The sequence below is a fragment of the Acinetobacter sp. WC-743 genome (assembly GCF_000335555.1).
In the GTDB taxonomy this organism is placed as follows: domain Bacteria; phylum Pseudomonadota; class Gammaproteobacteria; order Pseudomonadales; family Moraxellaceae; genus Acinetobacter; species Acinetobacter bereziniae.
The window spans coordinates 72,638-82,410 of the sequence record NZ_AMFQ01000043.1 but is presented as its reverse complement, the minus strand read 5'-3'; the positions used below and the strand labels follow the sequence as shown (position 1 = coordinate 82,410).

The 9,773-nt window shown below is 42.5% G+C and carries 6 protein-coding genes, 2 tRNA genes and 3 rRNA genes; 8 read left to right on the top strand and 3 right to left on the bottom strand.

Annotation, left to right across the window (positions count from 1 at the left end; all coding sequences use genetic code 11):
* Nucleotides 1-161: 161 nt before the first annotated feature.
* From ACINWC743_RS06430 to ACINWC743_RS06400, 8 genes are all read left to right on the top strand, one after another.
* Nucleotides 162-1,699 (top strand): 16S ribosomal RNA (locus tag ACINWC743_RS06430).
* Nucleotides 1,700-1,758: 59 nt separating this feature from the next.
* Nucleotides 1,759-1,835, top strand: a tRNA-Ile gene (locus tag ACINWC743_RS06425).
* A 44-nt stretch (nt 1,836-1,879) separates the two neighbouring features.
* Nucleotides 1,880-1,955: transfer RNA gene (locus tag ACINWC743_RS06420), tRNA-Ala, on the top strand.
* A gap of 358 nt (nt 1,956-2,313) precedes the next feature.
* A 23S ribosomal RNA gene (locus tag ACINWC743_RS06415) occupies nt 2,314-5,204 on the top strand.
* A 238-nt stretch (nt 5,205-5,442) separates the two neighbouring features.
* Nucleotides 5,443-5,557: ribosomal RNA gene (gene rrf, locus ACINWC743_RS06410) — 5S ribosomal RNA — on the top strand.
* Together the 16S, 23S and 5S rRNA genes with 2 tRNA genes alongside form the textbook arrangement of a ribosomal RNA operon.
* 218 nt (nt 5,558-5,775) lie before the next feature.
* A complete protein-coding gene (locus ACINWC743_RS06405; protein WP_009584779.1) occupies nt 5,776-6,279 on the top strand; it encodes a DUF2004 domain-containing protein in 504 nt (167 codons plus the stop codon).
* A gap of 167 nt (nt 6,280-6,446) precedes the next feature.
* Entirely contained in the window at nt 6,447-6,641 is a 195-nt protein-coding gene (locus tag ACINWC743_RS24785) for a hypothetical protein (protein ID WP_009584785.1), read from the top strand.
* A 138-nt stretch (nt 6,642-6,779) separates the two neighbouring features.
* Nucleotides 6,780-7,637: a hypothetical protein gene (locus tag ACINWC743_RS06400; RefSeq protein ID WP_009584803.1), complete on the top strand. Its 858-nt coding sequence runs from the start codon at nt 6,780-6,782 to the stop codon at nt 7,635-7,637.
* A 66-nt stretch (nt 7,638-7,703) separates the two neighbouring features.
* Here the strand turns inward: ACINWC743_RS06400 and ACINWC743_RS06395 are convergent, their stop codons facing one another.
* From ACINWC743_RS06395 to ACINWC743_RS06385, 3 genes are all read right to left on the bottom strand, one after another.
* Nucleotides 7,704-8,828, bottom strand: a complete 1,125-nt coding sequence (locus tag ACINWC743_RS06395; RefSeq protein ID WP_009584802.1) for a porin — start codon at nt 8,826-8,828, stop codon at nt 7,704-7,706.
* A gap of 216 nt (nt 8,829-9,044) precedes the next feature.
* Nucleotides 9,045-9,461: an HIT family protein gene (locus tag ACINWC743_RS06390; RefSeq protein WP_009584799.1), complete on the bottom strand. Its 417-nt coding sequence runs from the start codon at nt 9,459-9,461 to the stop codon at nt 9,045-9,047.
* A 28-nt stretch (nt 9,462-9,489) separates the two neighbouring features.
* Entirely contained in the window at nt 9,490-9,756 is a 267-nt protein-coding gene (locus ACINWC743_RS06385) for a YARHG domain-containing protein (RefSeq protein ID WP_004830378.1), read from the bottom strand.
* Nucleotides 9,757-9,773 lie beyond the last annotated feature (17 nt).

Genomic DNA, 9,773 nt, shown 5'->3' with positions numbered 1-9,773 from the left:
TGATCATTAAGAGAATATGAAGAACAACTTGTGTGGATTTTTACTGATTGATTGATCGAAATATTATCATTGATTGTTGGTTTAAATTACTCGAAGTTTATTTGAGAGAATTTGTCAGTAATTGATGAGCCAGAATTGTGACCTTAAGTCACTAATGATTTTAACTGAAGAGTTTGATCATGGCTCAGATTGAACGCTGGCGGCAGGCTTAACACATGCAAGTCGAGCGGGGGAGATTGCTTCGGTAATTGACCTAGCGGCGGACGGGTGAGTAATACTTAGGAATCTGCCTATTAATGGGGGACAACATCTCGAAAGGGATGCTAATACCGCATACGCCCTACGGGGGAAAGCAGGGGATCACTTGTGACCTTGCGTTAATAGATGAGCCTAAGTCGGATTAGCTAGTTGGTGGGGTAAAGGCCTACCAAGGCGACGATCTGTAGCGGGTCTGAGAGGATGATCCGCCACACTGGGACTGAGACACGGCCCAGACTCCTACGGGAGGCAGCAGTGGGGAATATTGGACAATGGGGGGAACCCTGATCCAGCCATGCCGCGTGTGTGAAGAAGGCCTTATGGTTGTAAAGCACTTTAAGCGAGGAGGAGGCTCTTTTGGTTAATACCCAAGATGAGTGGACGTTACTCGCAGAATAAGCACCGGCTAACTCTGTGCCAGCAGCCGCGGTAATACAGAGGGTGCGAGCGTTAATCGGATTTACTGGGCGTAAAGCGTGCGTAGGCGGCTTTTTAAGTCGGATGTGAAATCCCCGAGCTTAACTTGGGAATTGCATTCGATACTGGGAGCTAGAGTATGGGAGAGGATGGTAGAATTCCAGGTGTAGCGGTGAAATGCGTAGAGATCTGGAGGAATACCGATGGCGAAGGCAGCCATCTGGCCTAATACTGACGCTGAGGTACGAAAGCATGGGGAGCAAACAGGATTAGATACCCTGGTAGTCCATGCCGTAAACGATGTCTACTAGCCGTTGGGGTCTTTGAGACTTTAGTGGCGCAGCTAACGCGATAAGTAGACCGCCTGGGGAGTACGGTCGCAAGACTAAAACTCAAATGAATTGACGGGGGCCCGCACAAGCGGTGGAGCATGTGGTTTAATTCGATGCAACGCGAAGAACCTTACCTGGTCTTGACATAGTAAGAACTTTCCAGAGATGGATTGGTGCCTTCGGGAACTTACATACAGGTGCTGCATGGCTGTCGTCAGCTCGTGTCGTGAGATGTTGGGTTAAGTCCCGCAACGAGCGCAACCCTTTTCCTTACTTGCCAGCATTTCGGATGGGAACTTTAAGGATACTGCCAGTGACAAACTGGAGGAAGGCGGGGACGACGTCAAGTCATCATGGCCCTTACGACCAGGGCTACACACGTGCTACAATGGTCGGTACAAAGGGTTGCTACCTAGCGATAGGATGCTAATCTCAAAAAGCCGATCGTAGTCCGGATTGGAGTCTGCAACTCGACTCCATGAAGTCGGAATCGCTAGTAATCGCGGATCAGAATGCCGCGGTGAATACGTTCCCGGGCCTTGTACACACCGCCCGTCACACCATGGGAGTTTGTTGCACCAGAAGTAGGTAGTCTAACCGTAAGGAGGACGCTTACCACGGTGTGGCCGATGACTGGGGTGAAGTCGTAACAAGGTAGCCGTAGGGGAACCTGCGGCTGGATCACCTCCTTAACGAAAGATTGACGATTGGTAAGAATCCACAACAAGTTGTTCTTCATTGATGTATCTGAGGGTCTGTAGCTCAGTTGGTTAGAGCACACGCTTGATAAGCGTGGGGTCACAAGTTCAAGTCTTGTCAGACCCACCAAGTCTACTGAACACAGAAGAGCAGATATATTAAGATCTTAAGCTGGGGACTTAGCTTAGTTGGTAGAGCGCCTGCTTTGCACGCAGGAGGTCAGGAGTTCGACTCTCCTAGTCTCCACCACTACTACGCAGTTACCTGATTAAAAAAAGATTGATTATAGAAATTAATGAACTGAAGTTTATAGAGTTTATTAACTTCTGTGATTTATCACAGTGAACTACTCGCTGACGAGGCGGTAGAGAATCATTAACAGAATATATTTGAGTTGAAATAATTGTTTAACTCGTTTTATGAAGCTTAACAAGCAATTGTTAAAGCGGAATGAAATGAGAACTAGCGATAAAACTGAATCAAGCGTTTTGGTATATGAATTAAATTGAAGCTGTACAGTGATTAAGTTCACAGGCAACAAATAGAAGTGGTTAAATCCACATTGTTGATCCTCCTTGTAGGGATTAACGACTGTTTGGGGTTGTATAGTCAAGTAATTAAGTGCATGTGGTGGATGCCTTGGCAGTCAGAGGCGATGAAAGACGTAATAGCCTGCGATAAGCTTCGGGGAGGCGGCAAATATCCTGTGATCCGGAGATTTCTGAATGGGGAAACCCACTTACCATAAGGTAGGTATCGCATGATGAATACATAGTCATGCGAGGCGAACGAGGGGAAGTGAAACATCTCAGTACCCTTAGGAAAAGAAATCAATTGAGATTCCCTCAGTAGCGGCGAGCGAACGGGGATCAGCCCATTAAGTTATATGTGTATTAGCGGAAAGCTCTGGGAAGTGCTACCGTAGAGGGTGATAGTCCCGTACACGAAAGTGCACATATAATGATGACGAGTAGGGCGAGGCACGTGAAACCTTGTCTGAATATGGGGGGACCATCCTCCAAGGCTAAATACTCCTGACTGACCGATAGTGAACCAGTACCGTGAGGGAAAGGCGAAAAGAACCCCTGTGAGGGGAGTGAAATAGATCCTGAAACCGCATGCATACAAGCAGTGGGAGCCGACTTGTTCGGTGACTGCGTACCTTTTGTATAATGGGTCAGCGACTTATATTCAGTAGCAAGGTTAACCGTATAGGGGAGCCGTAGAGAAATCGAGTCTTAATAGGGCGTTTAGTTGCTGGGTATAGACCCGAAACCGGGTGATCTATCCATGAGCAGGTTGAAGGTTGGGTAACACTAACTGGAGGACCGAACCCACTGTCGTTGAAAAGCCAGGGGATGACTTGTGGATAGGGGTGAAAGGCTAATCAAACTCGGTGATAGCTGGTTCTCCCCGAAAGCTATTTAGGTAGCGCCTCGGACGAATACCATAGGGGGTAGAGCACTGTTTCGGCTAGGGGGTCATCCCGACTTACCAAACCGATGCAAACTCCGAATACCTATGAGTACTATCCGGGAGACAGACTGCGGGTGCTAACGTCCGTAGTCAAGAGGAAAACAATCCAGACCGCCAGCTAAGGCCCCAAAATTATAGTTAAGTGGGAAACGATGTGGGAAGGCATAGACAGCTAGGAGGTTGGCTTAGAAGCAGCCACCCTTTAAAGAAAGCGTAATAGCTCACTAGTCGAGTCGGCCTGCGCGGAAGATGTAACGGGGCTAAAACTATATGCCGAAGCTGCGGATGTATACATTGTATACGTGGTAGGGGAGCGTTCTGTAAGCCGATGAAGGTGTGTTGAGAAGCATGCTGGAGGTATCAGAAGTGCGAATGCTGACGTGAGTAACGACAAAACGGGTGAAAAACCCGTTCGCTGAAAGACCAAGGGTTCCAGTCCAACGTTAATCGGGGCTGGGTGAGTCGACCCCTAAGGCGAGGCCGAGAGGCGTAGTCGATGGGAAATTGGTTAATATTCCAATACTTCTGTGTAATGCGATGAGAGGACGGAGAAAGTTAAGTCAGCCTGGCGTTGGTTGTCCAGGTGAAAGGTTGTAGGCATGCATCTTAGGCAAATCCGGGGTGCTCTATGCTGAGAACTGATAGCAAGCGAGTTTACTCGTGAAGTGGCTGATACTATGCTTCCAGGAAAAGTCTCTAAGCTTCAGTTACACAGGAATCGTACCCGAAACCGACACAGGTGGTCAGGTCGAGTAGACCAAAGCGCTTGAGAGAACTCTGCTGAAGGAACTAGGCAAAATGGTACCGTAACTTCGGGAGAAGGTACGCTGCTGACGGTGATAGGACTTGCTCCTTGAGCTATTGGCAGCCACAGAAACCAGGCCCCTGCAACTGTTTATTAAAAACATAGCACTCTGCAAACACGAAAGTGGACGTATAGGGTGTGATGCCTGCCCGGTGCTGGAAGGTTAATTGATGGGGTTAGCGTAAGCGAAGCTCTTGATCGAAGCCCCAGTAAACGGCGGCCGTAACTATAACGGTCCTAAGGTAGCGAAATTCCTTGTCGGGTAAGTTCCGACCTGCACGAATGGCATAATGATGGGGGCGCTGTCTCCAGCAGAGGCTCAGTGAAATCGAAATCGCCGTGAAGATGCGGTGTACCCGCGGCTAGACGGAAAGACCCCGTGAACCTTTACTGCAGCTTGACATTGAACTTTGATCTTACTTGTGTAGGATAGGTGGGAGGCTTAGAAGTAGCGACGCCAGTTGCTATGGAGCCATCCTTGAAATACCACCCTGGTAATATTGAGGTTCTAACTCTGTCCCGTTATCCGGGACGAGGACCATGTCTGGTGGGTAGTTTGACTGGGGCGGTCTCCTCCTAAAGAGTAACGGAGGAGTACGAAGGTGCGCTCAGCGTGGTCGGAAATCACGCGTAGAGTATAAAGGCAAAAGCGCGCTTAACTGCGAGACCCACAAGTCGAGCAGGTACGAAAGTAGGTCTTAGTGATCCGGTGGTTCTGTATGGAAGGGCCATCGCTCAACGGATAAAAGGTACTCTGGGGATAACAGGCTGATACCGCCCAAGAGTTCATATCGACGGCGGTGTTTGGCACCTCGATGTCGGCTCATCTCATCCTGGGGCTGAAGCAGGTCCCAAGGGTATGGCTGTTCGCCATTTAAAGAGGTACGCGAGCTGGGTTTAGAACGTCGTGAGACAGTTCGGTCCCTATCTACCGTGGGCGTTGGAAATTTGAGAGGATCTGCTCCTAGTACGAGAGGACCAGAGTGGACGAACCTCTGGTGTACCGGTTGTGACGCCAGTCGCATCGCCGGGTAGCTATGTTCGGAAGGGATAACCGCTGAAAGCATCTAAGCGGGAAGCCTACCTCAAGATAAGATTTCCCTAGGACTTTATGTCCTCTAAAGAGCCGTTGAAGACTACGACGTTGATAGGTTGGATGTGGAAGTGCGGTGACGCATGAAGCTGACCAATACTAATTGCTCGTGAGGCTTGACTATACAACACCCAAGCAGTTGTATGTGAAGCATCATTTGATTCATAAAAGATCAAAGAAACTTGATTTAGTTGTAAAGCTAGTTACATGAGCGAGGAATAAACAAACATTAATTATGTTTGTCCGAGCGCAAGACATAAAGCTATGCTTTATGTTAAAATCAACTCAAATGTTCTTCTGTTAAACTCATTTGGAACAAAGTAAGGCATACCCATAAGACCCGAAAAAGTCCATAACAGTTTGCTGGCGACAATAGCAAGAGTGAACCACCTGATCCCTTCCCGAACTCAGAAGTGAAACCTCTTAGCGCTGATGGTAGTGTGGGGTTACCCATGTGAGAGTAAGTCATCGCCAGCTTTTAATTCTTAAAACACCCTCAACTAAGTTGAGGGTGTTTTTTTATGCGTGAAGAAAAGTGAAAAAGTCCCATAAAGAACAAATATAGGAAAATATGAAATAGAATAGCAAAAATATACCATTCATATATTTTAACCAATAGTAAATAGTGTCTAAAATAATTTAATCTGGTTAAGCCGAATACATCGTTTAAACACAAAAGCATGAGGATTATAAAAATGCCAGCATATACTTTGCCGTATTTTGGAACTATAAACTCAGAAAACTTAGAAGAATATTATGAAGTCGATGTTGAGCTGAATGGAAAAGTGGTTCAAATCGATTTGAATTTTGAAGCGAATGCTTTGAGTTTAGAAAATTTTGAACGAGTTAAATCATTTATAGAAAATATAGAAAAATTTGACCAAAACAACCACGCTTATATTCAACAAAATTTTGAAGGTGAGCATGACGGTACTGTCAAAGAATATGTGGATTTTCATCTTGATGAATTGGGTGATGATTTCTTAGCACACATCGGGATTTCCAACGCAATAGACAAGGCGCAACAGTTTTTAAACAAGTTATATTTAACAAGGATCGGGCTTTATCCAGATGGGAAATATGACACATCGTATTTTGCAGTATTTGATTACACAGTTAATCGTGAATTATCTGATCAACTGATGGTGGTTAAAACAGATCATCAAGGTCATTTAGATCATTTGAGTTGGGAGAGCTGATATACAGCGTTAAACCTAACATTTTCATAACTTTGCTAATATGAAACAAAGCTAAAGCTTTAAGCTTGATATATTTAGTATTGAGTTTATATACTTATTTGCACAATCATCAGTACTCAAGTTTTAGCTGAAAAATGAATAGTGCAGTTTAAAAATAATGGATGAACATGGATAGAGATACTCCCATTTATATTTCTTTAACAGGTACGGATAGCCATCAAATCAAAATTCCTGCTGGTCAAGGGAGTTTCTCGATTGGGCGAATTGGCATGGACAAGAAAAAGTTTGATGTTCTTGTCGGTGAAAATGCTGTAATCGATTGGGATGTCTTTAATACCTTTTATACGCCACATGGTCAATAAAATGCGCATTTGCATCCTTATGGAGATTGGCCAAGATTTTTTTACTATTGGGGAAATGATACTAGTTTTGTGGAGTGGTCGAAGAAGAGAGTAATTGAAAATTTCTTTTGGCAACCCTCTCGCTCGTTGTGTCTTGATTTGAGTGATGCCCAAATTCGTAATCTTGCAATAAAAAGTAATGATGATCTGATCAAATTGACTTTGGGGCAGAGCAATAATATTGGTCTATATTCACTTCATCTCTGTGGAAACATTGAGCTTTTTGAAATTAAAGCCACGCAAAAAATTGATCATATTCGAATAGAACCCAATACTGAGAAAGATCAATCTGTATCCGCGTACCATCTTCCAATTATTACTGACTTGGCAAAAATTAGTTCACTCGATGTAATTGTTAAACCAATTGGTCAGGCTTTAGATTGTGAAAGCTTACTACAGTTTCCTAATTTGAAAAATTTGAACTTAACCGGGAATATAACCAATACAGCATGTTTAAAACAACTTCACCAACTTGAACGTATTGGAATACGTTATGCAGTAAATTTGGAAGGCTTTCCTGCTTTAAATACTTGGGAAAACTTAAGCTCTTTCATTGCATGGAATATTGATGAAAAAATAGGGAAAAGGTTAAATACTGAATTAAAGCATTTAGCTCAAGAAAAACAATTGGATTATTCTTCGGTGTCTAAACTGATAAGTCCAATATGGTTTAGCACTGAATATGGAATTCCATTTGAAAGCTGGCAAAGCAAAAATGCAAAAATTGCGATCAAAGCATATAAATCTGCTTTAAAAAAAATCTCCAAAGCACAGAATGAGCAAGATGTGAAAGAATCAATTATTGAACTTATAGAGATGATTAATACATTGCCCAATATTGAAACTGTTGAAAGGGAAGATACAGGAGTTGCTGTACAGCAACTTGTTGAATCTTCAAAATTTGATATAGATCAAAAAATAGTAAATGCGTGGTTTGATGAGTTTCGATATTTTTAGAAAAGGGAATTGTAAAAAAAACGGCAAGTAAACTTGCCGTTTTTTGTGTAAACCTTCGATTTGGAATTAGAAGCTATATTCCATACCTAAGCCAACAACAGTTTTCTTTTTCTCAGCTGTAGCAGAAGCAGCCCAATCACGTTTTTGTTGCCCCACTACACCGTAGAAGCGAACTTGCTTGTTGATGTTATAATCTGCGCCTACACCGTAAAGATCTTGTTGACGATCATCACGACCATCTAATTCAGTGGTAGATGAGATATATTGAGCTTTCAATTTAATTGGTGTTGAAGGAATTGCATAAGCAGCAGTGATACCATATGCATTTTCTTTTAAGCCTTTAAATGAAGTTGTTGTTGTGACTGGAGGAGTGCCAGAGGTTTTAGAAACAGCAACAGTATCATCAGTTGGTTTAAATGTTTGCCATAATGCACCTAATACTAATCCATCAAGACCTAAAGGTTTAAAGTCTAAAGAACCTGTAACACGGATTGCATCGGAGTAGATAGAGCTACCACCAAGTTCAGAGCTATATGCATTGTATTTTGATGCGATACCGAAGTTCCCACCAACAGCAGCTGCTAAACCATAGTCTTTATTTTCATAAGTGAGCGATGTTGAAATACCATCACCAAAGCCATCGCGACTGCCTTTTTGACCTTTTGCATCATTTTTCAATGCAGATGATTCTTCACCTTGCTGGAACATGATGTTAAAGCCTAAACCACCCAATAATTTTTTATCAGTTTCAAAACCAATAACGTTATTGATACGGTCTTCACCCGCCAGTATCGCTGTCATATCGAGTTCAATAAGGTCATTGAAGATATCTTGATTGTTTCCAGCTGTATTTCTTAAGTAAGTATCGAAACGACCCACTTTTAATGTTGCAATACCGTCTGATTTAATCCCCACATAACGGTTACGCATACTTAGGTCAGTACCGTCACCATCTGTATTTACTTGCCATTCTGCTAAGTAGAGTGCAGATAATTTATCTGTTAATTTTTCTTCACCTTTGATACCAATACGAGAGTTGTTAGAGGTTACATTGGTAACGCTTTCATCTACGAATTTATTTTTATCGATTTGATCTAAACTTACGTTGAACTTACCGTACAATGTAGGCGCTGCTTGAGCTGCGCTTATGCTAAGGGTAGTGATGGCTGCAGCGAGTAGCACTTTTTTCATTGAGTCTTCTCCAAAACATGTTCAATGGGTTTGCTGATACTTTTTTTATTCAGTAAGTGTTGGTTAAGCACTACTTACTAACTTGCATGCAGTATCTGTAAACTTTGTTACATATAAGTGAAGAATAAATGACAATTTGATGACGTAAACGATACATAATAAGAATTTTAAGCAAAAAAATGAGGCAATAAATGCCTCATTTCTAAAGAAAATTTTTTATATGAGTGCAGACTTAATTTTTTCAGCCAATACTTTAATTTTTTCTTGATCGCCCATTTGTGCAGCATGCCGACCTAATTCGTGTACAGAGCTTGGAATAAGATGAAAGTGTACATGTGGCACAGTTTGTCCAGCTGATGCGCCAGAGAGTTGCATTAAAACAATCCCTTTTGCATCTAAAGCTTTTTCAATTGCCTGAGCAACTTTTTGTACAATTTTAATGGTATAGGCAGCAGCTTCTGGTTCTAAGTCCAATAATGTAATGGCTTTGGTTTTTGGAATAACTAAAGTGTGACCATCTGCCTGTGGCATGATGTCCATAAATGCAAGTACATGATCATCTTCATAAACTTTTAATGCTGGAAGTTCGCCACGTAAAATTCGAGCAAAAATATTCTGATCATCATAAGCCATATTTACTTCCTTAAATGTATGAATGTAATTATTTACAATTCAATTCTTTCTGACGTTCCTTGATAGAGTCAAGTTTTTGTTGCTCTTTTTCAGTAAATTTAGGCTTACTTGTATAACAATTGTCATTATTATATTTTGCCTTTGCCTCAGGATCTTTGAAACAGAAACCTTTTGATGCATAAATCACATTGTAATCATCCTGCAATTTTTTGCATTCTTGTGCATTATCTGCGAAAGCTTGTGTGCCCACAAAAATGGATAAAGCAGACAGTGTAGCAATAAAATATTTGTTCATGAGTTCGCCTCAAAATT